General features: G+C 62.7%; 26 protein-coding genes. 14 read left to right on the forward strand and 12 right to left on the reverse strand.

Annotation, left to right across the window (positions count from 1 at the left end; genetic code table 11):
- Positions 1-64: 64 nt before the first annotated feature.
- Positions 65-1255 (forward strand): elongation factor Tu, encoded by a 1191-nt coding sequence (gene tuf / locus BH682_RS08790; protein WP_003941926.1) that lies wholly within the window; start codon positions 65-67, stop codon positions 1253-1255.
- A 137-nt stretch (positions 1256-1392) separates the two neighbouring features.
- Here tuf and BH682_RS08795 read toward each other — a convergent pair whose 3' ends face one another.
- Genes BH682_RS08795 through BH682_RS08815 form a run of 5 tightly spaced genes read right to left on the reverse strand, consistent with a single transcriptional unit; the run spans position 1393 to position 3936 of the window.
- Positions 1393-1956, reverse strand: a complete 564-nt coding sequence (locus BH682_RS08795) for a hypothetical protein (RefSeq protein ID WP_003942084.1) — start codon at positions 1954-1956, stop codon at positions 1393-1395.
- Positions 1953-2927 carry an Asp23/Gls24 family envelope stress response protein gene (locus BH682_RS08800; RefSeq protein ID WP_007728390.1) on the reverse strand — a complete coding sequence of 325 codons (975 nt, stop codon included), beginning with the start codon at positions 2925-2927 and terminating at the stop codon, positions 1953-1955. Before BH682_RS08800 ends, BH682_RS08795 begins: the two co-directional genes overlap by 4 nt.
- A complete protein-coding gene (locus BH682_RS08805; protein WP_003942043.1) occupies positions 2914-3093 on the reverse strand; it encodes a hypothetical protein in 180 nt (59 codons plus the stop codon). Before BH682_RS08805 ends, BH682_RS08800 begins: the two co-directional genes overlap by 14 nt.
- Before the next feature lies 1 nt (position 3094).
- Positions 3095-3472 carry a hypothetical protein gene (locus BH682_RS08810; RefSeq protein ID WP_042453130.1) on the reverse strand — a complete coding sequence of 126 codons (378 nt, stop codon included), beginning with the start codon at positions 3470-3472 and terminating at the stop codon, positions 3095-3097.
- Complete coding sequence (locus tag BH682_RS08815; protein ID WP_003941912.1) at positions 3469-3936, reverse strand: Asp23/Gls24 family envelope stress response protein; 468 nt, start codon at positions 3934-3936, stop codon at positions 3469-3471. Before BH682_RS08815 ends, BH682_RS08810 begins: the two co-directional genes overlap by 4 nt.
- Before the next feature lie 127 nt (positions 3937-4063).
- On the opposite strand from BH682_RS08815, the gene BH682_RS08820 reads away from it, so the two are divergent.
- Both BH682_RS08820 and BH682_RS08825 read left to right on the forward strand, forming a co-directional pair.
- The gene (locus tag BH682_RS08820; RefSeq protein WP_232354234.1) at positions 4064-5299 is read left to right on the forward strand and encodes an NAD(P)/FAD-dependent oxidoreductase; all 1236 of its coding nucleotides are present in this window, start codon (positions 4064-4066) and stop codon (positions 5297-5299) included.
- A 42-nt stretch (positions 5300-5341) separates the two neighbouring features.
- Positions 5342-6106: a glutamate racemase gene (locus tag BH682_RS08825; RefSeq protein ID WP_003941981.1), complete on the forward strand. Its 765-nt coding sequence runs from the start codon at positions 5342-5344 to the stop codon at positions 6104-6106.
- Positions 6107-6177: 71 nt separating this feature from the next.
- Here BH682_RS08825 and BH682_RS08830 read toward each other — a convergent pair whose 3' ends face one another.
- Positions 6178-6546, reverse strand: coding sequence for an SPW repeat domain-containing protein (locus BH682_RS08830; RefSeq protein ID WP_003941901.1), 369 nt, complete (start codon positions 6544-6546; stop codon positions 6178-6180).
- A gap of 361 nt (positions 6547-6907) precedes the next feature.
- Here BH682_RS08830 and BH682_RS08835 point away from each other — a divergent pair, with 361 nt between their 5' ends.
- Entirely contained in the window at positions 6908-7645 is a 738-nt protein-coding gene (locus BH682_RS08835) for a DNA alkylation repair protein (RefSeq protein ID WP_007728380.1), read from the forward strand.
- 38 nt (positions 7646-7683) lie between these two features.
- Positions 7684-9000 (forward strand): glycosyltransferase 87 family protein, encoded by a 1317-nt coding sequence (locus BH682_RS08840; RefSeq protein ID WP_075832689.1) that lies wholly within the window; start codon positions 7684-7686, stop codon positions 8998-9000.
- On the opposite strand, the gene BH682_RS08845 is transcribed toward BH682_RS08840, so the two are convergent.
- On the reverse strand, positions 8972-10027 hold the full coding sequence (locus BH682_RS08845; RefSeq protein ID WP_003941851.1) for a ferredoxin--NADP reductase: 1056 nt from the start codon (positions 10025-10027) through the stop codon (positions 8972-8974). The two genes, BH682_RS08840 and BH682_RS08845, sit on opposite strands and share 29 nt — an antisense overlap.
- A gap of 361 nt (positions 10028-10388) precedes the next feature.
- Between BH682_RS08845 and mdo the strand changes: the two genes are divergently transcribed.
- The 4 genes from mdo (at position 10389) to BH682_RS08870 (ending at position 14756) form a co-directional block, all read left to right on the forward strand.
- Positions 10389-11663: an NDMA-dependent methanol dehydrogenase gene (gene mdo, locus BH682_RS08855; protein ID WP_003942095.1), complete on the forward strand. Its 1275-nt coding sequence runs from the start codon at positions 10389-10391 to the stop codon at positions 11661-11663.
- 86 nt (positions 11664-11749) lie between these two features.
- Complete coding sequence (locus BH682_RS08860; RefSeq protein WP_042453145.1) at positions 11750-12832, forward strand: MadB family AAA-type ATPase; 1083 nt, start codon at positions 11750-11752, stop codon at positions 12830-12832.
- A complete protein-coding gene (gene madC / locus BH682_RS08865; protein WP_075832691.1) occupies positions 12829-14352 on the forward strand; it encodes a MadC family VWA domain-containing protein in 1524 nt (507 codons plus the stop codon). Before BH682_RS08860 ends, madC begins: the two co-directional genes overlap by 4 nt.
- Before the next feature lie 56 nt (positions 14353-14408).
- A complete protein-coding gene (locus BH682_RS08870; protein WP_054187805.1) occupies positions 14409-14756 on the forward strand; it encodes a hypothetical protein in 348 nt (115 codons plus the stop codon).
- Here BH682_RS08870 and BH682_RS08875 read toward each other — a convergent pair.
- Positions 14745-15164, reverse strand: coding sequence for an RNHCP domain-containing protein (locus BH682_RS08875; protein ID WP_054187804.1), 420 nt, complete (start codon positions 15162-15164; stop codon positions 14745-14747). The two genes, BH682_RS08870 and BH682_RS08875, sit on opposite strands and share 12 nt — an antisense overlap.
- A gap of 11 nt (positions 15165-15175) precedes the next feature.
- Positions 15176-15538, reverse strand: coding sequence for an RNHCP domain-containing protein (locus BH682_RS08880; protein ID WP_003941922.1), 363 nt, complete (start codon positions 15536-15538; stop codon positions 15176-15178).
- Positions 15539-15973: 435 nt separating this feature from the next.
- Between BH682_RS08880 and BH682_RS08885 the strand changes: the two genes are divergently transcribed.
- From BH682_RS08885 to BH682_RS08895, 3 genes are read left to right on the forward strand one after another with little or no spacing between them, the layout of a single operon-like run.
- A complete protein-coding gene (locus tag BH682_RS08885; RefSeq protein WP_003942060.1) occupies positions 15974-17179 on the forward strand; it encodes an iron-containing alcohol dehydrogenase in 1206 nt (401 codons plus the stop codon).
- A gap of 58 nt (positions 17180-17237) precedes the next feature.
- Positions 17238-18611: a MadS family sensor histidine kinase gene (locus tag BH682_RS08890; protein WP_003941844.1), complete on the forward strand. Its 1374-nt coding sequence runs from the start codon at positions 17238-17240 to the stop codon at positions 18609-18611.
- Complete coding sequence (locus tag BH682_RS08895; protein ID WP_003942005.1) at positions 18608-19291, forward strand: MadR family response regulator transcription factor; 684 nt, start codon at positions 18608-18610, stop codon at positions 19289-19291. The genes BH682_RS08890 and BH682_RS08895 overlap by 4 nt, the downstream gene beginning before the upstream one ends.
- Here BH682_RS08895 and BH682_RS08900 read toward each other — a convergent pair.
- Positions 19288-19827, reverse strand: coding sequence for an RNA polymerase subunit sigma (locus tag BH682_RS08900; protein WP_075835201.1), 540 nt, complete (start codon positions 19825-19827; stop codon positions 19288-19290). The two genes, BH682_RS08895 and BH682_RS08900, sit on opposite strands and share 4 nt — an antisense overlap.
- Positions 19828-19910: 83 nt before the next feature.
- Entirely contained in the window at positions 19911-20405 is a 495-nt protein-coding gene (locus BH682_RS08905) for a GbsR/MarR family transcriptional regulator (RefSeq protein ID WP_007728322.1), read from the reverse strand.
- Between the two features lie 68 nt (positions 20406-20473).
- On the opposite strand from BH682_RS08905, the gene BH682_RS08910 reads away from it, so the two are divergent.
- Together BH682_RS08910 and BH682_RS08915 are read left to right on the forward strand one after the other, a co-directional pair.
- Positions 20474-21409 (forward strand): ABC transporter ATP-binding protein, encoded by a 936-nt coding sequence (locus tag BH682_RS08910; RefSeq protein ID WP_003942009.1) that lies wholly within the window; start codon positions 20474-20476, stop codon positions 21407-21409.
- On the forward strand, positions 21406-23076 hold the full coding sequence (locus tag BH682_RS08915) for an ABC transporter permease (RefSeq protein ID WP_063314736.1): 1671 nt from the start codon (positions 21406-21408) through the stop codon (positions 23074-23076). The genes BH682_RS08910 and BH682_RS08915 overlap by 4 nt, the downstream gene beginning before the upstream one ends.
- Before the next feature lie 12 nt (positions 23077-23088).
- Here the strand turns inward: BH682_RS08915 and BH682_RS08920 are convergent, their stop codons facing one another.
- The gene (locus BH682_RS08920) at positions 23089-23877 is read right to left on the reverse strand and encodes a thioesterase family protein (RefSeq protein ID WP_075832693.1); all 789 of its coding nucleotides are present in this window, start codon (positions 23875-23877) and stop codon (positions 23089-23091) included.
- Positions 23878-24016 lie beyond the last annotated feature (139 nt).

Here is a 24016-nt window from a genome sequence, read left to right on the forward strand (position 1 = left end):
GACCTAGTAACAACCAACCGCACTGCTGCATACGGCAAGCAACAACAGTCCAGGAGGACACAAAGTGGCGAAGGCGAAGTTCGAGCGGACGAAGCCGCACGTGAACATCGGCACCATTGGTCACGTCGACCACGGCAAGACCACGACGACGGCGGCCATCACCAAGGTTCTCGCGGATGCATTCCCCGACCTGAACGAGGCTTCGGCCTTCGATCAGATCGACAAGGCTCCCGAGGAAAAGGCTCGTGGCATCACGATCAACATCTCGCATGTTGAGTACCAGACGGAAAAGCGCCACTACGCGCACGTCGATGCACCGGGTCACGCCGACTACATCAAGAACATGATCACCGGCGCAGCTCAGATGGACGGCGCTATCCTCGTCGTCGCAGCTACCGACGGCCCGATGCCCCAGACGCGCGAGCATGTCCTGCTCGCTCGCCAGGTTGGCGTTCCTTACATCCTCGTCGCCCTGAACAAGGCCGACATGGTTGACGACGACGAGATCCTCGAGCTCGTCGAGATGGAGGTCCGCGAACTGCTGGCCGCTCAGGAATTCGACGAGGAAGCCCCCGTCATTCCGATCTCGGCACTCAAGGCACTCGAGGGTGACCCGAAGTGGACGCAGTCCATCCTCGACCTGATGGCTGCTGTCGACGAGTCCATCCCGGACCCGATTCGTGAGACCGAGAAGCCCTTCCTCATGCCCGTCGAGGACGTCTTCACGATCACCGGCCGTGGCACCGTTGTCACCGGTCGTATCGAGCGTGGCGTTGTCAACGTCAACGAAGAGGTCGAGATCGTCGGCATCAAGGAAACCTCGACCAAGACCACGGTCACGGGTATCGAGATGTTCCGCAAGCTGCTCGACTCGGGCCAGGCCGGCGACAACGTCGGACTGCTCGTTCGTGGCATCAAGCGCGAAGATGTCGAGCGTGGACAGGTTGTCGTCAAGCCGGGCACCACGACTCCCCACACGGAGTTCGAGGGCCAGGCATACATCCTGTCGAAGGACGAGGGCGGCCGCCACACCCCGTTCTTCAACAACTACCGCCCGCAGTTCTACTTCCGTACCACGGACGTTACGGGCGTCGTGACGCTGCCTGAGGGCACCGAGATGGTCATGCCCGGTGACAACACCGAGATGTCCGTCAAGCTGATCCAGCCTGTCGCCATGGACGAGGGCCTGCGCTTCGCAATTCGCGAAGGCGGCCGTACGGTCGGCGCCGGCAAGGTTGCCAAGATCATCAAGTGAGACTCTTGTCTCGCTAGCTGATTCACAGCACTGAAAAAGGCGCTCATTCCCTTCGGGGAGTGAGCGCCTTTTCTGTGTCTTCCATCGGTTGGCCTGTGATCGAGTGTTCGGTGATCGGGTGCCTGCGTGGTTCTTACTTACTTGTTGGCTTCCACCCGGTCGAGGTGCAGCAGAACCTGTACTGCGACGGTCGAGCCGTCCAGGCTGCGCCTGGTTGCGCCGGCGATACGTTCGGCCGAAGCGGTGAATCCGGCGACGTCGATCGACGGATCTGCAGTGACGACAATCGACAGCGTCGGCAGTCCGCGATCGACCGTCGCTTTGCTCTTGGTGCTCCGCACGCCGGTCAGCTGAGCGAGCTCGGCCGCTACGCCGTCTGCGACGGGTCCGAGATCCACGCTGACGTCGGTACCGGATTCGTTGTGCCGCAATGTGACTGCGCTTGTGCGGCGCCGGCGAAGGTTCAGGTACAACAGCCCGAAACCGGCGAAGACACAGAGGACGAAGGTGCCCGACAGTACCCAGTGCCACCACGGCTCCTCCGGAAGGCCGAAGAGGACCTCCCGATCGAGGCGTGACACCCAGGTTCGAATCAGCGACGCGCCCGCGTCCCACGCGATGGCGTATGCGCCCGCCGCGAGGAGTGCGATTCCGACGATGAGGACGATGATCCGATCGACCGCGGAGATCCAACGGTTCACGAGGCGTCCTTTCGTCGTACTACAGTTTCTCGCACGACAACCGAAAGTTGCAGTGGCCGCTGCAGTATCGCGAGGTGGGGCCGAACCGCCGCGTCGACGGCTGCGGCAAGTTCAGCTCGATCGCCACCGGTCGATTCGATGTGGACCTTGACGTGTTTACGGTCGACGCTGGTGTGAGCCGAGCCGACGCCGGGAACGACCGCTGCGTGGCTACTGCACAGACGTGCAATGTCAGTCGGCCGCATCCACACCGTCGATGCGCTCGGGTTCCCGAGTGGGACATGGGTTTTCGCACGGCGTTTGATCGCCGACATTATCAGGACAACACCCGCGACAACGGCAGCGATTGCCACCGGAAGTAGCCACGGTTGCCAGTGCAGACGAGACGTCCACTCCACGGAGTTTCGGATCCAGGGTGCCGATTCGAAAGTTCCACGGTTGATGAACCATTCGCGCGAGACGACGAAGGCGAGTGCGAGTAGACCACACGCGATGACGACGGCCGAAACCGCGGCCGCCGGGTTCGCAGAGGGGACCCGCGGCGGAATCGGATCCGAGAGTGCCTGCTGTGCCGGGCCCTCCGCGATCTCGACGCCGGAAACACAGGAGTCGTCAGAACCCTCGGTTGCCGCGATCATCACGTTCATGTCGTGGAGTGGAAGCCCGGTCAGCGATTCGACGCTGCGACCGACTTCCGTTCGCACCCGGCCGGTCAACTCGGTGACCGAACACGGCCAGGACACGGCGAGGAAGAGATTGATCGCGACGGCGTCGCTACCCATCGAGATGTCGGCTCGCGGAAGATCGCGTCCGGTCAGGCGGGTCAAGCCACCGGACTGGCGGACCACCCCCGGGACGTTCACCGCTGCGGCCGTGGCGATCTTGGCCATCGCACGGTCCTTGATGACCAAGGAGCCGCGTAGGCCAGGATCGTCCGCTGCGCTGGGATCGGACGGCTCAGCCACGGCCACGGCTTCGGAGGATCGCGCCGAGGTCGAGATGTCCGTCGCGGTGTGCTCCGATCGCCATACCGGCGGCGCCGAGCAGGACTGCGAAGACGAAACCGCTGAACCCACCCATGATTCCGGCGAGTGCGAGGAGCAGACCGACCAGCAGTCCGACGGTGGTGCTGTTCATGTCAGTTCCCTTCTCGAATGTTCGGTGCAATGTCTGTGACGGTGGCAGGCTCGGTGACTGCGTTTTCGGCATCAACGGGTAGATATCCCGCTGTCGACAGGTCGCCGACGGTCACGTTCACCGGTACGTCGACCAATCTCGCCACCACCGCTCGTACGCGCTCGGCGACGCTGCGAACGTCGGCCGGATAGTGAACGGAAATGTGTACAGCACAGGAGTTTTCGTCGACGACGACGCCGGTGATGCGGCGTCCGGGGAGGTAGGTTCCGACTTCGCCGAACTGTCCTCCGTGCAGATCTGCCACTTCCGGGATGGCAAGAACCGCGTCGGCGACTACCTCGGCCGCGTCGATCTCGCGGCCGGCGTCGGCGGTACTCACTGAACCCTCGGCTTGGCTTCCGGATCGGTACTGCCGCCGCTCTCTGCATCCTCGAAGAGCATGACGTCGAAGACGGTGATGTTGACCTCGGTGACCTCGAGACCCGTCATGCTTTCCACTGCGGCAATGACGTTGCGGCGGATACCTACCGCCAGTTCGTGGAGTGCGACGCCGTACTCGGCGACAATGCCGATGTCGATGGCGGCTTGTTTCTCGCCTACCTCCACCGCCACGCCCTGGGCATGGTTGACGCGGGCGCCCGGTATGCGGTCGCGAAGTGCCCCCACCGCACGCGCTGTGCCCCCGCCGACGTCGTACACGCCGTTGATCTCGCGGGTCGCGATACCGGCGATCTTGGCGACCACGGCGTCGGCGATGATCGTCTTACCCTGGGTGCTGACTAGTTCCGCGCCACCGTCGGCGCCGAATCGGACGCTGTTCTTTTCACTGGAATCGCTGGTCATGGGGGCTCCCTGCTCATGTGTCAGTGCGTGCGTCTGAAGTACCTCCAACTGTAGTGACTGGTAGGTGACCATGCGGGATGCACCACACCTACTCCGGCATTTGGTATGGCAGAGTCGGAGGCAAATAGTGACGGCGTTCATAGTGAGCGCTGCAAGTGACGTGGGTCGGACAGGGTGGTACGTGGTGGCACGGATAGTGATCGTGGGTGCGGGTTTGTCGGGACTGCGGACCGTCGAGGAACTGCGACGAGCGGGTTTCGAAGGTGAATTGACGCTCGCGGGTGGAGAAACGCATCTGCCCTACGACAGGCCTCCGTTGTCGAAGGAAGTGATCCGCGGCGACAAGGACGAGACGACCTTGCGTCCGGCCGAGTTCTACGTCGAGAACAAGGTCGATCTCAAGCTCGGTTCGCCGGCAACCTCGGTGGACACGGTCGCCAAGTCGGTGGCGTTCGCCGACGGATCCACCCTGGACTACGACGAGTTGGTCATCGCGACCGGACTGACTCCGCGTCGCATCTCCGGCCTTCCGGAGTTGTCCGGAGTGCACGTTCTGCGCTCCATCGAGGAAGCGTTGGCCCTCCGCGCCGACCTTGCTCCCGGTAAGCGTGCACTGATCGTCGGGGCCGGCTTCATCGGCTGCGAACTGGCCGCGAGCATGAAGTCTCACGGCGTCGACGTCGTGTTGCTCGAACCCCAGCCGACGCCGCTGGCGTCGGTGCTCGGCCCCACGGTCGGCGCCCTCGTCGAACGTCTGCATCGGAACGAGGGCATCGACGTCCGAGTCGGTACGGGCTTGACCTCGTTGTCCGGCGACGGAGCGGTTGCCGCTGCGACCTTGAGTGACGGTTCGGAAATCCCGGTCGACGTGGTCGCGATCGGAGTCGGTTCGGTGCCGGTCACGGAATGGCTCGACGGTTCGGGGATCGAACTCGACAACGGAGTGCTCTGCGATGGCGTCGGCCGCACCAGCACCGAACACGTCTGGGCGGTCGGCGACGTCGCGTCCTGGCAGATCGGAGATCGACGCAAGCGTGTCGAACACTGGACCAATGCTGGGGACCAGGCCAAGATCCTGGCGGGAGCGATCACCGGAACGGGTGATCCGGATGCGCCGGCGCAGGTTCCGTACTTCTGGAGCGATCAGTACGACGTCAAGATCCAGGCATTGGGGACCGTCGCACCCACGGACACCGTTCACATCGTGAAGGACGACGGCCGAAAGTTCGTCGCCTACTACGAGCGCGACGGTGTGCTGGCAGCTGTCGTCGGCGGCGGTAGCGCGGGAGCTGTGATGAAGATGCGCGCGAAGATCGCAGCCGGCACGCCCATCTCGGACGTGTTGGAGTCCACACCGGCCTGAACGGATGAGGCAGGACCGGTTCCGAGGCGATAGATTTGTGCGGTGATCGTTGCACTCATCGACTCGGGACTGGGCCTGCTCCCTACCTCTGCGTGGCTCAGACGCCTGCGCCCGGATCTCGATCTTGTGCTGTCCCTCGATCCGGACGGCGCCCCCTGGGGGCCCAAGCCCGAGCCGTGGGTCGTCGACCGGGTACTCGGTGCGGTGCGGCGGAGCCTCGATCGTGGGGCTCAGGTCATCGTTCTTCCATGCAATACCGCGAGCGTCACCGCTCTCCCACACGTCCGCGAACTGGTCGGACCGGGTGTGCCGGTCATCGGAACGGTGCCCGCGATCAAGCCCGCGGCCGCCGCGTGCGATTCAGTGGCGATCTGGGCTACCGCCGCGACGACTGCCAGCCGGTACCAAGCCGATCTGATCGAACAGTTCGGCAACGGCGCCAAAGTCGTCGGGGTGCCGTGCCACGGCTTGGCCGATTCGATAGACCTCGGTGATCGTGCAGCCGCACTTGCAGCCATCGAATCCGCAGTGGCCCGGACGCCGGACGACGTCAACGGCGTTGTCCTCGGCTGCACGCACTACCCACTGCTCGCGGACGAAATCGCAGCGCGGCTACCCGCCGGTGTCACACTCTTCGACAGTGCCGAAGCCGTTGCACGACAGACCCTGCGGCGGATCGACGGGCTCGGTGACGCGGGTGAAGGATCGGGAACCGTCGAGGTTTTCGTGAGTGGACGTCCGGGCGCGCTACCGCCCAGCGCCGAAGCCTTCGACGCCGGGCGGTTGTTGGGCGCGATCAAAGCCTGATCCAGCCTGCAGCCAGCCATTCATCAATGGGCAGCTACTCCGCTCTGTCAATGGGCGGCTACTCCGCTCCGTCAATGGGCGGCTACGCCGCCGTGACCCCCGTGATGCATCCGCGCACTCATCACCGGCATCGCACTCACCGCGACCACAACGGTCAGGACCCCGACCACCCAGGCCGTCCACGACGCACCGCGTAGAGCGTCGAAGCTCATGACCCAGGGTGAAATGAACATCAAGACGCCGAAAACGCCCATCGCGTAATCCGCCATGGCCATGTCCGGACGTGCCATGTGCGCCAGACCCGACAGTGCAACCAGGACACCCAGGACGACGAGTGACCACATTGCCCGATCGGTGGTGTCGAGCCACATCGGCGAGAGAGCCGCAAAGACGCCGAGAACCACCGCGACGGCATCTTGCATTCGATTCCACGACTTCATGACGAGACCTCCAAAGACGAGAGTGTGTCCACCTGTAGTACACGCCCGCGGCAGATCGAGATCAACTCTCCGCCAATTGCATTCGCGTTGCAGTTAGAGGCGATGTGGAGGCTCGAATATCAAGATTTGTGACTATTCGTCCGGATTGCCACGAGCCCGCGCGGAGCGCTGGCCGCGATATGTCCCGAGAGTGCCATGAGGGTGAGAGTGGTGAATGCGATAGCGGCGGTGATCATGGGTGGTCCTTTCACTGACTGTCCTCGAGTGTCGTCTGCCGACCTGTGGCCGAGCAGGGCACACGGTGTGAGGACGCTGAGAGAATCGAAGAGTCCGCACAGACGACCCGTGAGAAGGTTCTGGGGTGACGCAATCGAGTGCCCAGGACGTGATCGAACAGTTGGCCGACCTCGCGGATCCCGCGGATGCCGTCCAGCTACAGAAGTTCTTCAAGACAGCGCCGGGGGAGTACGGCGAGGGTGACGTCTTCATCGGCGTGCGAGTACCGAAGACGCGTTCGGTGGTGAAGAAGCATGTCGGTCTCGAGTTGCCTCAGGTACGCCTCCTTCTCGACAGCGACGTCCACGAGCATCGCTTGGCCGGTCTGTTGATCCTTGTTGCTCGATTCGAAAAGGTCAGTCGCCCAAAATTTTTCGACGACGAGAGTCGCTCCCGCATCGCCGACTTCTATCTCAGCGCTGTCGAGGACGGGCGGGTGAACAATTGGGATCTGGTGGATTCGTCCGCCGGACAGATCCTCGGCGGCTGGCTGTACGACCGAGATCGCCGGCTGATCTTCGAGCTTTCCGATTCGGGTGACCTGTGGCGACGACGGGTGGCGCTGCTGACGACGTACGGATTCATCACTCGCGGCGACGGGTCGACCACGCTCGAGCTTGCCGCGCGGGTGCTGGGTGATCGACGAGACCTGACCCAGAAAGCGATGGGCTGGATGCTCCGCGAGGTGGGCAAGCGGGTGGACCGGGATTTGTTGACCGGTTTCCTCGCGAAGAATGCAGCAGACATGGGACGCACGGCACTGAGCTACGCGTGCGAACACCTGACCGCAGACGAGCGAGCGCACTTCCGGGCGGCCCGCTAGCGAAGTACCGCTCGGTAGGTTGTGGGACGATTCTCGGTATGCCCGCCACCCGTGTCGAGGCGTCTCGAATTGTGACGATCGGTTCACTGATCGCTGCCGGCGTCGCAGCTCTGTGTTATCTCGTGTACTCCGTTCGAGCCGTCGAACCCGTTGATTTTCTCGTCTACCGCTACGCTGCCCAGGCGTTCGCAGCGGGATCGAACATCTACGAGGGCAATCTGTCCGGCCCGTTGATCGTCGACGAGGGTATGCCGTTCACCTACACCCCGTTCGCGGTGATCTTCCTCTGGCCGACTGTCCTCTTCGACTGGTGGACTGCCTATCTGCTGTGGTCGGGATTGTGCATCGCGGCGTTGGTGTGGACGGTTGCGAGGTTCACTCCCGCTCGCGTCCCCAAGCGGCCGCTCGTCATGGCGGCATTGGTCCTGGCCGTGTCGGTGACTCCCATCGTCAGTGCGCACATCTCATTCGGCCAGGTGAACTTGGTGCTGATGGCGCTCGTACTGCTCGATGTGACTCGCCGAGAGGATTCGAGATTCGGCCGGTGGTTTCCGCGAGGACTGCTGATCGGCGTCGCGGCCGCGATCAAGCTGACTCCGGCTCTCTTCATCGTCTACTTCGTCGTCACGAAGCAGTGGCGACTCGCGATCTGGAGTTCGATCGGATTTGCCGCGGCGACCGCCGTCGCAGCAGTGGTGGACCCGGCCGTCAGCTGGACCTTCTGGTCGGACGTCGTCTGGAACCTCAGCGACCGGGTGGATTTGAGCGGGCAGGCGATCGCGAGTGCCGGCAACAGTTCGCTGCAGGGCGGACTTGCCGCGCTGGGCCCATGGACAGCGTCTCTGGCGATGCCGTCGACCGTGCTGTGCGCGGGGGTAGCGCTATGGATCGCCCGAGATGTCTATCGCGTCGGGCGAGCGGTCGATGCGGCGTTGGTGATCGGATTGAGCGCGCCGATTCTTTCGCCGATCAGCTGGATTCACCACTGGGTGTATCTCGTGCCTGCCGCCGTCACGGTTCTTTTTCGGCTTCGATCGCCGCTGCAGTTCGGTGCGGCCGCTCTGGGGTTGGCCATCGTCTACTGCGGGCCGAGTATGGGACAGCAGTTCATCGAGACGTCACCGCTCCTGCTGCCGTTCGGGTTGGTCCTTCGTGAGGGTTTCCTGATCGTGACCCTCGCACTGATTCTTGCGCTGTGGAGGTTGCCCACAACGGCGCCTGCGTGGGTTTCGCGGCGGGACTCGGAAGATGACTCGGGAGACTCCGAACATGACAAAGCCCCCGATTCCGCAGGGAATCAGGGGCCGTCATGCATCGAAGCAGGGTTCAGAACTCGATCTTCAGGTGATCGGTGATCGGCTTCGCCTGGCAACCGAGGATGTAGCCGTTCGCCACGTCCTCGGCGTCGAGGATTTCGGAGTTGTCCATCTGAACTTCGCCTTCGGTGACGGTGCAGGCACACGACCCGCACTCGCCTTCCTGGCAGGAGTACGGCACGTCGAGGCCCTTGGCGAGCATGATGTCGACGAGCGTCTGCTTGCGCGGCCAGACGAGGGTGTGGGTTTCACCGTCCAGTTCGACCTCGACGGTTGCGGCGTCGGCTGCTTCCTCGTCGGAGACCTCTGCTACCTCGACGTCACGGAACGGGTCACCCGCGAGTGAATTGAAGACCTCGGCGTGAACCTGCGTGCGGGGCATGCCGGCCTCTGCCAGTGCCTTGTGGACGGCGTCCATGAAGGGGCCTGGACCGCACATGAAGGCCTCGTACGCGACAAATGGCTTGGCCAGTGTCGCCAACTGTGAGACGGCGGGGAGTCCCTGCACGGTTTCGATCCAGTGGACAACGGTGAGGCGGCCGGGGTGTTGCGCTGCCAATTCGCGAAGTTCGGCGCCGAAGATGACGGACTTCTCGTCGCGGTTCGCGTAGATCAGCACGACGTTGCCGCTGCCCTGCGTGAGGGCGGACTTGAGGATCGAGATCACCGGAGTGATTCCGCTGCCTGCACCGAAGAGCAGGAAGTCGTGATCGAGCGACTTGGGCGTGAAGACACCTGACGGCGGCAGCACTTCGATGGTGTCGCCGACCTGGAGCTTGTCGCACAACCAGTTGGAGCCGTAGCCGTCGACGGTTCGCTTGACGGTCACCTTGGGGGCGTCGTCGGTGAAGGGTGAACTGGCCAGCGAGTAGCAGCGTGCGACCGAGCCGGTCTGATCACTCGGGATGCGCAGGGTCAGGAATTGACCTGGCTTGTAGTCGAACTTGTCCTTCAGTTCTGCGGGAATCTCGAACACCAGCGACCGGGCGTCGGAAGTCTCTTCGATGACTCCGGACACGGTGAGTACCGCCGATCGCGAGCTGTGCGGTACCTCGACTGTCGTCATCGCGAAGCTAGTCCTCTCGTGAAGCTGGGTAAAGCGCAGGTCAGTGAAGTGCAACATCTAGAACGTGTTCTAGTTCAATGTTAGCAGTGATGAAAAGCTACTGGGGATCGTAGTCGCCGAGCAACACGTTCCCGATCAGCGGGAACCATGGCGGTCTGATCCAGCCGTCCTGGCAGTCCGGGGTGGCGTCGACCTGCCCGAACGGGCGGTTCGTGAGCGGCGTCCGGGCGGTTGAGCTGCCGAAGTCTGTGCACGGGCTGTTTGTCGGTACACAGTGGGAACCAGGTGAGACGCCGGTCACAAAGATTCGGCTCGAATCCCTCCCGCAGTCACATTCGTGCACATCCCTGAGGAGATACCGATGGCTATCGAGCTCAACCAGATCTGGGACTTTCCCATCAAGGAGTTCCACCCCTTCCCTCGCGCCCTGATGGGTGTGGGCGCTCACGACATCATCGGGGTGGAGGCCAAAAACCTCGGCTTCAAGCGCACCCTTCTGATGACGACCGGTCTGCGCGGTTCGGGCATCATCGAGGAACTCGTCGGCAAGATCGAGTACCAGGGTGTCGAGGTCGTGCTCTACGACAAGGTCGAGTCGAATCCCAAGGACTACAACGTCATGGAGGCCGCGGCTCTCTACCAGAAGGAGAAGTGCGACTCGATCATCTCGATCGGCGGTGGTTCGAGCCACGACGCCGCCAAGGGCGCTCGCGTCGTGATCGCACACGACGGTCGCAACATCAACGAGTTCGAGGGCTTCGCCAAGTCCACCAACAAGGAGAACCCGCCCCATATCGCCGTATCCACCACGGCCGGAACGGGTTCCGAGACGTCGTGGGCGTACGTCATCACCGACACGTCGGACATGAACAACCCGCACAAGTGGGTGGGCTTCGACGAGGCGACCATCGTCACCCTGGCGATCGACGATCCGCTGCTCTACTACACCTGCCCTCAGCATTTCACCGCGTACTGCGGCTTCGACGTACTCGCGCACGGCAGTGAGCCTTTCGTGTCTCGTCTCGATTTCGCGCCTTCGCTCGGTAACGCGATCTACTCGGTCGAGTTGGTCGCGAAGAACCTGCGCGAGGCCGTCTTCGAGCCGCGCAACCTCAAGGCCCGCGAGGGAATGATGAACGCGCAGTACATTGCCGGGCAGGCCTTCAACTCCGGTGGCCTCGGCATCGTTCACTCGATCTCGCACGCGGTCAGTGCCTTCTTCGACAGCCACCACGGTCTGAACAACGCCATCGCGTTGCCGCGTGTGTGGGAGTACAACCTGCCTTCGCGCTACGAGCGCTACGCCCAGTTGGCCGGCGCACTCGGTGTCGACACTCGCAACCTCACCACGGTTCAGGCCGCAGATGCTGCCGTCGAGGCTGCCATCCGTCTGGCCAAGGACGTCGGTATCCCCGACAACTTCGGTCAGGTTCGCACCGACTCGTACGCGAAGAACCAGATGAACACCAAGAAGTACGAGGGCCGTGGTGATGTCATCAAGGGTGACGAGAAGACTGTGCGCGCCATCTCCGAGCACATTCAGGACGACTGGTGCACCCCGGGCAATCCCCGTGAGGTCACCGTGGAGTCGATGATCCCGGTTGTCGATCACGCGATCAACAAGTCGTACTTCTAGCAGGGCCTTCGGCCCCGTGCGCCTTTTTGGTAGCCCGCACTACCAAAAAGGCGCACATGGGCTGTGCCCCTATCGAAAGGTATTCCATGTCCGGTCGCAGTTTCTCCAGCGGAATCGAAGTGAAAGATGCTCTGCGAGAGCAGGACTACATTGCCGATGACGAGTTCGCGGTAGTCGTTCATCTGGCGACGGCGCTGGGGCGTCCGCTCCTGCTCGAAGGTCCGGCCGGTGTCGGCAAGACGGAACTGGCGAAGTCTCTGGCTGCGATCGGGGGCCGCAAACTGGTGCGATTGCAGTGCTACGAAGGGCTGGACGACAATCGCGCGCTGTACGAATGGGACTACGCGAAGCAACTCCTGCACGTGCAGATGCTCCGCGACCGGATCAGCGATCAGGTTTCCGAATTCGACAGCGTCGCCGAAGCGTCCAAGTTTCTGGCCGATCAGGATTTCGGTTTGTACTCCGAGAACTTCCTGTCCGTACGACCGCTGCTCGAAGCAATCCTCTCACCCGATCCGGTAGTGCTTCTGGTCGACGAGGTAGACCGCACCGAGGAGTCGATGGAAGCACTGCTCCTCGAGATTCTCGCCGAACAGCAGATCACCATTCCCGAGGTCGGTACGTTCGTTGCCCGCTCGCAGCCCTGGGTCATCCTGACGTCCAACGACACCCGCGAGCTCTCACCCGCACTCAAGCGTCGTTGTCTGCATTACCATCTCGGCTATCCGACGTCGGAGCGTGAACGCGAGATCGTCACGGCCCGAGCGCCGGAGGTGGATTCGGCTACGGCCACCGAGGTCGTCGAATTGGCTCGCATCCTGCGTGACCTCCCGCTGCGCAAGAGTCCGTCCATCTCGGAGGTCATCGACGCGGCCAGAGCGGCAACAGTGCTCGCGGCCGGCGGATTCGACACCGCTTCCGACGCCAAGGTGCGCGACATCCTGCTCACGGCGTTGCTCAAGTACTCGTCCGATGTGACGCTGGCCAAGGAACGATTCGACGGAAAGCGTTTCGAATCATCGTCGCGTGACGGTGGCGAGCCGATCGAGCGGGCCACGGTGGCAAGCAAACCCGCCAACACGACGACGGCCGTGTTCCGGGGCACGGGTGGACGTGACCCTCATCAACAGGGAATCCGCGGCGGCAGCGGAATCCGTTCGACGCGATGACGACGCTCGGTGGCCTTGCCGTGTGGCAACCGTCCTTTGTTCTCGACGTGGTGTCCGCGAGTTTCGGCCGATTGCTGAGGGCGGCCGGAGTTTCCGCGTCACCGGCCGAGGTCATCGAGGTTCGGCGTGTTCTCGCGATGGTCGGCGCTTCGGATCGTGAGACGTTGCGAGCATGTCTTCGGGCAGTGTGCGCCAAGTACTCTCACGAGCAGGCCGGTTTCGATCGGGCGTTCGACGCGCTGTTCCGGCCGGCCGCAGGCAAAGCGCACGGCGAGCGGATGGGTTCGCGCGCCGAGGTGGCGGACGGTCTGCCCACCGCGCTGGGGATCGACGAGGATCAAGAAGTTGGTCGGTACGCCGAGTACAACGAGCGTGCGGCCGAGGTCGGCGACTACTTCGACACTCCGGAAGCGGAGAAGGGCTTCAACCCGCACAAGGACGACGACGATGTGTCGATGACGTCGAGCGATGCCGAACTGTCGGTCGATACCGGTTCGGAGACCGGTCGACGCGGAGTCAGTTACACGGTCGACGTGGACCGTGCAGCATCGGCGGTGGTCGGTGACCTGAGCACCAGTGTTGCTGCAGCAGTGGTCGGCTCGCTGTCCTGGGACGATCCGACGTCGACCCTCGCCTGGTTGGATGCCTACGACCCGAGCAAAGCGTATGCAGATGTCTCCGACGACGGGCCGTTGACGCAAGCACAATTGAACCGGCTCGTCGAGGCGGTCGAAGCGTTCGTGCAAGCACTCTCGGCAGCTGCACTCGCCGAAACCGCTCCCGATGCGCCCGACAGTGAATCTGCAGCGGGCGCAACGCACAACGACATCGAACTCGCGTGCCACGAAGTGCTTCGGCGGATGAGAGGACCGTCCAGACCTCGGCCCCGTGAGCGCTCTCGTGGGCATCTCGACATGCGACGCACGGTGCGTTCGAGTCTGCGCACCGACGGAATTCCCTTCCATCTGGTCGTGAAAGCTCCTCGCCCCGATCGTGTTCGACTACTTCTCATCGCCGACGTGTCGCTGTCCGTGCGCCCCATCACCGCGTTCACTCTGCGCTTGGCTCAGGCAATGCATCGCCGAGCAGATCGTTGTGAAGTCCTCGCCTTCGTCGATCGTCCGGTCGACGTGACCGACACCCTTCTCGCCAGTAGTGGTGACGGCGCACTGGCCGCGGTACTCGCGCACCCGGTTCTGGATCTGGAAGCCAGCAGCGATTACGGGCGGGTGCTCACAGAATTGTTGGACGAGCACGGAAACACCTTGAACTCACGGACGTCTGTCATCATCGTGGGCGACGGTCGGTGCAACGGGTTGCCCCCGCAGGCGGACAAGCTCGAGGAACTCCGCCGAAAGGTCCACCGTCTGGCCTGGATCACGCCTGAACCACAGCGTTACTGGAACCAGGCATCGTGCGCGATGCCGGAGTATTCGGAGATCTGCGACGAGGTTGTTGTTGCCCGAGATGCCGCGCAACTGATGGCAAAGGCCGCCGAGCTGGGGCACGCACTTCGCTGATGTCAGTGCACTTCACCGATGTCACTGCGCGATCTGTCGTGAACTAGTTTGATCTCATGTCCGAAATCAGGGGATCGATCTGGCGACCGATCGCGGCGCTGACAGTGCTCGGCGCCGTGTGTGGGGTTGTGGCGCTCGGCGTGTTTCAGTGGTGGTGGAAGTCGTTGGCGTCACCGCACATTCTCACCGGAGGATCCTATCGGGAGCCGTTTTCCGAACCGACATACACCGGACCCATATTCATGGACCTCTTTCCGGCAGAACCTGCCCCGTGGTTGTACTCGGGACTGGTCCTCGGACCGACTGTGGTCGGCTTGCTCGCCGGGATCGTGTTCGTGGTCTTCGTCCGGTGTAATCGTGCGCAGAACCGCGCGAGTACACCGGACGAATCATCAGAGCGCTAGCAACGCGCGCGAGCGCAGGCGGGGGTCTGCCAACGGACGTAGCGCCAAGCGCAGCAGGACCAAGACGTTGTCGTCGCCGGCAATCCTGTTGACTTTCAACGTATTGCACTCGACACACTGGTGAACGAGCATCCATTCACCGTCTTGACGGACCGACAGGCACAGCGCCGCCATGGCACCTCGGCACTGTTGTGCTCGGTCGCCCGGAACGCGACCGTCCACGTGGCGGCTGGCCAGACAGTTCGGGCAGTGGTTCCGATGAGCGGTACCCGGCGCCGCAGTGGAGATGTCCAAACGGCATGTGAGACAACGGAAGCTCGATCCTTGTTCTCCGCCGATTCCGTGCAGTACGTGCTTGGCCCGTTGCGGTGCCCGCCGCGCGCGGGTGCTGGGATTCCTACGTGGCATCTGATTCCCCCTCACAAGTCGCCGAAGGCTTCGAGCGGGAAGGGCGGTTGCGCGAGCGGTCGCACTGCCATTCTCATCAACAACAACTGGTTGTCGTCTCGGCTGACGGGGTTGGAGGTGAGCTCGAGGCACTGTGCGCAGCGGTGGATGATCATCCAATCGCCACTGCGCAGTACTGCGATCGAAATGGGAGCCATCCGCATTCCGCAGTCCGACGGTCCACCTTCCACCTGGTCGAACAGGTGTCGGGAATGCAGGCAACTGGGGCAGTGGTTTCGGCGATCACCATCGGGGCCGTACGTCATGACTGTGAGTCCGCACTGAATGCACGAGAAGGTGTCGGTTTTCGAGATGGAATTGTGTGATTGAGGCACTGGAGAACTCCTAGCTGAGTGAACAAAGCAGTAGGAGCAGGCCGAGGGGGCCTCGCGGCTGTCAGTCCGACGTTTCGAGGATCAGCATGTGACCCTCGAGGTTGCCGGCAGTGCAGGGGCGGGAGGCGCGCTCGGCGCGGGCTGGGTCATAAACACCTTCTGAATCGGTTCTACGGGCCACTCTGGCCGCAACCGAAAGTACAGCGGGACCTTCTCGCCGCGCCATTCATTTTCCCGAGACGCCTTACCTGCCCGAACGGGTAGGTAAGCGCCTCTCCTTCGGTGGGTGTGCCCCGACTGCTGTCCGCGTAGGCTCGGGGCCAGCGATTGTAAGGTGGATCACACCAGTTTGTGCACGTGGGAGTTGATGCGCTGAGAGCGACGGATGCGAAATCCCGACCGGAGATCTCAGAGCAGCGAGAGGAGAGTGGGGTCGTGTCCGTGGCATACCCGGATGCTGTGAACCACGGTGTTCATCGCCGCGGCACTGCTGCTCGACTGGTCAAATTTCACGCCCCCGAGATCGTCTTCGGTATCGGTTCCCTGGTCGAGGCAGCACACGCGACTCTGAGGTTCGGCGGGTTCCGACCATTCCTGGTCACCGATCCCGGTCTGATCGACGCGGGATGGGTCAGCGAACTCGAAGACCATCTCACGGAGCAGGGATTGACGGCGACGGTGTGGTCAGGGCTGACGCCCAATCCCAAGGACTTCGAGATCGCGGCCGGTTTCGAGGTGTACCAGGAAGGTGAGTGTGACGTCATCATCGCGCTCGGCGGCGGTTCCGTCATCGACGCGGCTAAGGGTGTAGCCGTCCTCGCTGCCAACGGTGGCAACATACTCGACTACGAGGGGGTAGATCAGGCGACCAAACCAATCCCGCCGTTGGTGATGGTTCCCACCACGTCCGGCACGGGCGCGGACGTGTCGCAGTTCTGCATCGTCACGGACACGACCCGCGGCACCAAGATCACCATCATCGGCCGGGCGCTGGTGCCAGATGTGACGGTCATCGATCCGCGGTTGCTCACGACGATGCCCGAGTGGCTCAATGCGGCAACAGGATTGGACGCACTGACGCACGGAATCGAAGCCTTCGTCTCACTGGCGCACAATCCGTTGACCGATCATCACGCGCTCCGCGCTGTCGGCCTAGTGACCGAGAATCTGGTGCACACGATCCAGGACCCGATGGAGATGGAAGCTCGATCGGTGATGGCGCAGGCGAGCCTCGAGGCCGGGTTGGCGTTCACCAACGCGATACTCGGAGCCGCGCACGCCATGAGTCATCAGGTGGGCGGCATGCTCGACCTTCCGCACGGCGTCATCAACGGAATTCTCTTGCCCCACGTCATCCGGTTCAATTCCACCACGGACGCCGCCCCCTTTGTCGCCATCGCTGCGGCACTGAGTCTTCCCGAGCAACGCGGCACCCCGGAGGAAGCAGCGCTGGCAGTGGCCGACCGTGTCGAACGTCTCGCACGGGAGGTCGGTGTGCCGAAGGGGCTGGGGGAGTTGGGTGTTCGCGAGGAAGACCTGAGTAGGCTCGCCAGCTTCGCGTTGCTCGACGCCTGCATGTCCACCAATCCCAGGGAAGCGACGCAGGAACAGATGGTGGCGTTGTTCCGAGGTGCCTTGTGAAGATGGACGCTGTGAAGATGGACGCTGTGAAGAGGGCCGCTGTGAATTGGTGCAGGCGATGACCGCGGACCTGTCCCGGCTCACCGGATTACGATCGGGTAAGAGTTCGTTCTACCCGCAGTATCGCGGTGCGGCCGAGCGCCTCGAACGCGTCGTGCATGCCTTGGAGTTGATCTCGCGGGCTTTGGTGCGCACCGTCGAGGGGCCGGAAACCCTCGTCTGCGCGGTCGCGGAAGCTGCCCGTGCGCATCTGAGTGCCAACTGGATTGTCTTCGCCTTGGCTGACGGAACTTTGCCCGACGCCGGACCACGGCGACTGGTTCTCGGCCCGGACGCCACCCCTTTTCTGGTCGACAACGTCGAGGGGCCGCCACTTCCGGAGGATGTCGTCGAATGCCTCGACGACATCCGGTACGGAAGAATCGAATCCAACTCGGTGATCGACGCGCACTACGCGTTTGTGCCGATCGTGCTCGGTGGCGGCGTGGTAGGTGCCTTTGCAGCCTGGACGCCGGCCAACCGAACCCTCGACACGACGGACGGAGCCGTGCTCAGCATTCTGGCCAGCCAGACTGCTGTGGCTCTGCAGAATTCGGCGCTCTATCAGCGCGGACAACTACTGCTCGAGCGTGCCGAAGATGCGTATGCGGAGGCCAATCGTACTGCAGCCGACCTTGCGGTGCGCAACAGCGAATTGGAGTCCACTCAGCGTCAACTCGGAGTGGCGCACCGGCACCAAGTGGTCGACGACGAACGTCACCGGATCGCCCGCGAACTGCACGACAGTGTGACACAGGCGGTGTTGTCGGCGGGCATGCAGATCGAGGTCTGCCGGAGCGACATCCCGGAGGCTGAACGCAGTGAAAGACTGGACTTGGCAAAGGATTTGACCAGGAGGGCGGTCGAGCAGCTTCGTTCGGCGATCTATGCGCTCAATCATTCGTCGGACGCGGACCGGACGTCGTTGCCCGAGATGCTCGAGCAACTCGGCGTGGTTCACATGCCGGACGAGTTGGCGGTGAGCGTTCGCGTCGGCGGTACCCCGACCGAACTTCCGGGCGATGCCGAACACGCTCTTCTCCGGATCGCGGGGGAAGCTCTCTTCAATGCAGCGGTCCATGCTCACGCGAATCGGGCGGTGCTTCGTCTGACCTATCGGGCGGACTCCGTGTTGCTGTCGGTCTCCGACGACGGTGACGGCGACCCTGCGCGAATGCGTCTGATCCTCAAACTCGCAGCCACCAACGACGTCGACGGCCGCCATCGCGGTCTCGCGAACATGCAGGCGCGAACACTCGAGTTGGGTGGTGCGCTCGAAGTACGGCGCGCGCGGATCGGTGGGATTCAGATTCTCGTGCGACTACCACTGCCGTTCGACTCGGGCATGGAAAACCTTTGCTCCACAACTGAAATCGAGAGCGAGGAATCATGACCACTGCGCGTCCCGTCATCACCCGCGGAGCATCGCCGGTTCAGGGATTGGTTCGAATCGTCCTGGTCGACGACCATGCAATTCTGCGGCAAGGGCTCCGCTCGGTTCTCGAGCGCGAAAGCGATCTCGAGATCGTGGGGGAGGCGTCGTCCCTCGCCGAGGCCCTCGCCGTGGTCGACAAGGTCGGCCCGGACATCGTCCTGATGGATCTCAAACTCTCCGCCAGTTCCGACTACGAGGGACTGACCCTGTGTGGCCAGCTGTCCTCGGCGCATCCCGGCCTCGGACTGTTGGTTCTCACCACGTTTCTCGACGATCAACTGGTGGTGCGAGCGGTGCACGCGGGTGCTCGCGGCTATGTCGTCAAAGACGTCGACACCACCGAATTGGTGCGTGCGATCAGGGCGGTCTCGCGGGGTGAGAGTGCGTTCGATTCACGCAGCGCGTCAGCTGTCGTGCGATCGCTCAACGGGCAGTCGTCGTCGAAAGAACGATTGACCGATCGCGAACTCGAAGTGCTCAGACTCCTCGCAAACGGCTTGTCCAACATCAAGATCGGTGAGAGATTGTTCATCTCACCGACCACCGTCAAGTTTCACGTCAGCAACATCATGCGCAAACTCGAGGTGAGCCGTCGAGCAGAGGCCGTCTACGCCGCGAGTAAGCAAGGTCTGATCTAGCTCCGCTCGGAGACCGTCCAGGAGCGCAGCGCTTGATGCTGTACGAGGAGCACGCTCGAACGAGTTGTGCGCAGAGTCGACGCGGTCATCTCGGCAGTCAGACCCACTGCGATTCGTAGTACCAGAACCTCACGTTGGTCGTCGGTCAGGCGACGCGGGCGTTTGAATTGTCCGTCGATGTTGCGTGACTGGGGAATTGACGCAATTCGTCGAGAGGCCAACTCGTACGCGAAGGTCTCGATGCGTGTGTCGGCCGAGATCGTGTCGGACATTCGTGTGACGACGTCCAGGGTGCATTGGTGGGCGAGATCGTCGGCGAATGTCGCGACGGGCGTCCCGAGGAGTCTGGCGCGATAGTAGAGAACGACGCGAGGGTGCAACCGGGCCAGTAGTTTCGACAGTGCATGGTGATCACCGGCGAATGCCTCGGCGGCGGTGCGATTCAGGGAAATCGATCGTTCACAGGTTTCGGGTGAAGCGGTACGCGCGAAGGGTGGAGTCGGTGAAGTGTTCGCGCCCCTGATCGACAGCTTCATCAGCAACTCCTCGATTACACCGCACCTGACCATGCTGGAACGAGAATTGAGGTACCCCGCCGAAATTGCGGGTAAACCTGAAGTTACCTGCCAGGTGTCCGGTCTTTTCGCCGGGAGCGCCAGTCCGCGAGCATTCGCGGCATTTCCGCGGCCATGAAGTCGAAGAAGTCGCGCAGATCTGCCATACGATCGCCGGCGGTTGTTCCTTCACCGAGGACTCGTATGCCCTCGTCCGCAACTGCCGAGACCTGGTAGAGCGAGGACTGTTTCGTGACAAACGCGTCGGCCCACATGTCGACGCTGACGCAGTAGTGCTGACGCCGCGATCCGGGGACGGCCACACGCTCGATCAATCCGACTTGCTGGAGGTATCGGACGGCTCCGGAAATGGCGGCGGGGCTCACTCCCAACCGAGATCCGAGATCTCCTGGCGTGGACGAGGGTGTCTCGCTGGTCATCAACGCGGCCCAGACGCGGGCGGGCATCGGCGGAAAACCCATGTCGCTCAGTACGAGTGAGAGTCGCTCGACATAGTGTCGGCTCTCGTCCGGTGCAACGGTGTGGCTGGTGTCGGTCATCGGAACCCTTCGATCTTTCCGTCTTTTCTATCTTCACACATTTGTGAAATCGGCGTACGGTCAAATTCATGGGTGCGGCAATTTCAGTGAAAAGCCTCGTCAAGACCTTCGGTACCACCCGCGCGCTGGACGGCCTCGACCTCGACGTCTCGACGGGTGAAGTGCACGGATTCCTGGGGCCGAACGGTTCCGGAAAGTCCACCACTATTCGGGTGCTCCTCGGCCTGCTCCGCTCGGACTCCGGAGACGCAACCGTTCTCGGCGGCGATCCGTGGCGAGACGCTGTTACTTTGCATCGACGTCTCGCCTATGTGCCTGGCGACGTGAATCTGTGGCCCAACCTCACCGGCGGTGAGGCTATCGATCTGTTGGCGGGCCTGCGCGGTGGCCTGGACCGAAAACGCCGCAGCGAGTTGCTCGATCGCTTCGAATTGGACCCGACCAAGAAGGCGCGCACGTACTCGAAAGGTAACCGGCAGAAGGTTGCACTCGTGGCCGCGTTCTCGTCCGACGTCGACCTTTACGTCCTCGACGAACCCACATCGGGGCTCGACCCGTTGATGGAGGCGGTATTCCAGGACTGCGTCGAGGAGGTGGCTCACGCCGGAAAGACGGTACTGCTGTCGAGCCATATCCTCGCCGAGGTCGAAGCGCTGTGCGATCGTGTGAGCATCATCCGCGACGGGCGGACGGTGGAAGAGGGAACACTGTCCGAACTCAGGCATCTCACGCGCACGTCCGTCGCGGCGGAGACGCAGCGTCCGATCGGTGGACTCGACGGACTCGGCGGTGTCCACGACGCGGTGATCGACGGTAACCACGTCACCTGCGAAGTCGACAGCGCGCAACTCGGACCACTCATGACGTACTTGGTCGGATTCGGAATCGTGGCGCTCACTTCCACTCCGCCGACTCTCGAAGAACTTTTCTTGCGGCATTACGGTGACGAACGGGCCAGGGAGACTTCGGTACACCTGCGAGCCGAGACCGGAGTACGGCCGTGACCGTTGTTGTCGAGGCCGCTCCACCGGTACCGGCCTCGGCAAGTCAATTCACCGGCACACGCCGACTGGTTCGGCTGGCCTTGCGGCGGGACCGAATTCAGCTCTCCGTGTGGGTTATCTCCATCGTCTTGTTCATGCTGCTGGTTGTCGCCAGTGTGACCGGGCTGTACTCGACACCCGAGGAATTACGAAACATCGCAGTCAGTTCCGCGGTATCGCCGGTCGCGCTGGCGACCAACGGGATCGTGTCCGGTGATTCGCAGGGCGCGATAGTCGCCAGTCAGTCGGTGCTCGTGTTCGCGTTGGTGGCCGCATTGATGAGCACCCTTGCGGTGGTTCGCCATACGCGACAGAACGAGGAGACCGGCCGAGCCGAGATGATCGGTGCAGCGGTGGTAGGTCGACGAGCGCTCCTGACCTCCGCACTGATCGTAACGGTCGGTGCGAACGTCGTTCTTGCACTGGGAATTGCACTGGGATCGATCGCCGTCGGTTTGCCTGTCGTCGGTTCGTTCGCGTTGGGCGCCTCGATAGGTGGGACCGGAATCGCGTTTGCCGGAGTGGCAGCCGTGACGGCGCAGATCACCGACGGTGCTCGTACGGCCAACGGCCTGGCGGGTGCCGCGATCGGCGTTGCGTTCATGCTGCGCGCGATCGGCGACGTGAACAGTACGGTCGTCGACGACGGAACTCGCGTGGTCAGTGGCTGGTTGTCGTGGCTCTCGCCGATCGGATGGGCACAACAGATCAGACCTTTCGACGACGACGCCTGGTGGATCCTGTTGTTGCTGATCGGATTCGCGGCTGTGCACGTGGTGGTGGCTTTTGTTCTCATCGGCCATCGCGATCAGGGAGCGGGACTCGTTCAGCCCCGACCCGGCCCGCCAGTCGCGGCATCGTGGCTACCGTCGGCTTGGGGCCTGGCGTGGCGCATGCAGCGAATGACGATGTTCTGGTGGATCTTTGCCGTTGTCATACTCGGGTTCGCGTACGGCGCTGTGGGCAACGAGATCGACGCGATGGTGGGATCGTCGCAGCAGACCGCGGAGATGTTCGAGAAACTTGGCGGCGGCGGATCGGATCTGGTGGATTCCTACTTGGCCACTGCTCTGGGGCTCACGTCGATAGTCATCGCGGCGTATTCGGTCCAGAGTCTTCTCCGGATGCGGGGCGAGGAAACTTCGGGACGGCTCGAACCGTTGCTGGCAACGTCTTTGTCGCGGTGGAGGTGGATGCTTTCCCACCTGGGTGTGGTTGTGGGCGGCGTGATCCTCGCGCACGTCTTGATGGGTGCCTTCACCGGATTTGCCTTCGGGCTCGTCACGGACGACATCGGCGGCAACACACTTCGCATGACTGGCGCCGCGTTGGCCTATCTGCCTGCGGTGCTCGTAGTCGTGGGGTTGGTGTCGTTGGCTTTCGGACTGTTTCCGACGTACGCGTCGGCGCTCTCCTGGGGAATCTTGGCGGCATGCATCGTGCTCGGGCAACTCGGCACGTTGCTGAAGCTTCCGCAGGTAGTGCTGGATCTGTCGCCCTACACTCACGTGCCGGGTGCCCCTGCCGAGCCGGTGACAGTTCTGCCACTGCTGGCAATGATCGTTGTGGCAGTGGTGCTTTCGACAGCATCGCTTGTTGCGTTCCGTCGTCGCGACCTCCAGGTGTAGGAGAGCTGAAACTCAACTCAGAATTCGACGAAGCTGGCGAGCCCGAGCAGCAAGTCGTCCGGTCGAGTCGAATAGTTCGGATTCGTCAACACAGAGAGTGTCCGTCGCCCAGGCAGTCCCGTGGCGTAGGCGATACCACGGTGACAGCGTTCGGGGATCTGTCGTGAGGTGCTCCGGGGTGAAATGCGCGGTGAACTCGATGGTCGGTATGGCCACGGGCATCGTCAGTGTCGCGAACAGTCCGGGCGGAAGCGCGTCGAGAAGGACCGCGGCGCGCTCTTGGGCCGTGAAATCGAGGTCTGTGAGCAGGCGGATCCAGACGTCGAATTCAGGGGAGTCGCCACCGGCGAACGGCCTCGCGGAATTGATCGGCCGGATGTCGAGGTGCTGGGCGAACGGCACAAAATCCACCGGGATCTCCAGCGGCGGCAGGGTTGACGGGTCGGCCGGAGCCGGTTCGGCGACAGGGGCGGACATTGTTGTAGCTCCTATGTCGCGGGCCAACCGAACGAGAGCGGATCCCGAACCGGTCAGCGTGACGTGGCAACTGACGGTCCGCCCGCCCCGCATCTCGCCGACAGTCAACTCGGCCGGCCCAGGAGGAACGGGGCGGTCCAGATGCGCCGTGACTGCCAGCGGTTCGGCTCCGGACGCGTCGGCCGCCACCCGCAGCATCCGTGCAATTGCGAGTCCGCCCTGGATGCCGTCGAAACTCCGCCAACTGGAGTCGAATTCGGTGTGATGACGCGCTGCGTCGGTCGACGGCGCGGCCGCCACTGATGCCTGACTAGTAATTGCCATAGTCAGCACGCTAGATGCTGACTATGGCTATGGCAAGCTAGGGTCTATTCGGGAGTGCTGGACGACCCACCGAAGAGCATGTAGATGAGGATCTGAAGAATGCCGAGAGGATTGATCTCGCCGAGGCTGCTCATGTGTG

The organism is Rhodococcus sp. YL-1, from assembly GCF_001942025.1.
GTDB lineage: Bacteria > Actinomycetota > Actinomycetes > Mycobacteriales > Mycobacteriaceae > Rhodococcus_F > Rhodococcus_F qingshengii.

Excerpts from the sequence above, each read along its gene's own strand:
- BH682_RS08830 (WP_003941901.1), bottom strand. The coding sequence starts at position 6,546 with ATGAAGTCGTGGAATCGAATGCAAGATGCCGTCGCGGTGGTTCTCGGC.
- BH682_RS08900 (WP_075835201.1), bottom strand. The coding sequence starts at position 19,827 with ATGAAGCTGTCGATCAGGGGCGCGAACACTTCACCGACTCCACCCTTC.
- madC (WP_075832691.1), top strand. The coding sequence starts at position 12,829 with ATGACGACGCTCGGTGGCCTTGCCGTGTGGCAACCGTCCTTTGTTCTC.
- BH682_RS08870 (WP_054187805.1), top strand. The coding sequence starts at position 14,409 with ATGTCCGAAATCAGGGGATCGATCTGGCGACCGATCGCGGCGCTGACA.
- BH682_RS08905 (WP_007728322.1), bottom strand. The coding sequence starts at position 20,405 with ATGACCGACACCAGCCACACCGTTGCACCGGACGAGAGCCGACACTAT.
- BH682_RS08910 (WP_003942009.1), top strand. The coding sequence starts at position 20,474 with ATGGGTGCGGCAATTTCAGTGAAAAGCCTCGTCAAGACCTTCGGTACC.
- BH682_RS08875 (WP_054187804.1), bottom strand. The coding sequence starts at position 15,164 with ATGCCACGTAGGAATCCCAGCACCCGCGCGCGGCGGGCACCGCAACGG.
- BH682_RS08805 (WP_003942043.1), bottom strand. The coding sequence starts at position 3,093 with ATGAACAGCACCACCGTCGGACTGCTGGTCGGTCTGCTCCTCGCACTC.
- mdo (WP_003942095.1), top strand. The coding sequence starts at position 10,389 with ATGGCTATCGAGCTCAACCAGATCTGGGACTTTCCCATCAAGGAGTTC.
- BH682_RS08920 (WP_075832693.1), bottom strand. The coding sequence starts at position 23,877 with ATGGCAATTACTAGTCAGGCATCAGTGGCGGCCGCGCCGTCGACCGAC.
- BH682_RS08840 (WP_075832689.1), top strand. The coding sequence starts at position 7,684 with ATGCCCGCCACCCGTGTCGAGGCGTCTCGAATTGTGACGATCGGTTCA.
- BH682_RS08845 (WP_003941851.1), bottom strand. The coding sequence starts at position 10,027 with ATGACGACAGTCGAGGTACCGCACAGCTCGCGATCGGCGGTACTCACC.
- BH682_RS08890 (WP_003941844.1), top strand. The coding sequence starts at position 17,238 with ATGACCGCGGACCTGTCCCGGCTCACCGGATTACGATCGGGTAAGAGT.
- BH682_RS08895 (WP_003942005.1), top strand. The coding sequence starts at position 18,608 with ATGACCACTGCGCGTCCCGTCATCACCCGCGGAGCATCGCCGGTTCAG.
- BH682_RS08815 (WP_003941912.1), bottom strand. The coding sequence starts at position 3,936 with ATGACCAGCGATTCCAGTGAAAAGAACAGCGTCCGATTCGGCGCCGAC.
- BH682_RS08860 (WP_042453145.1), top strand. The coding sequence starts at position 11,750 with ATGTCCGGTCGCAGTTTCTCCAGCGGAATCGAAGTGAAAGATGCTCTG.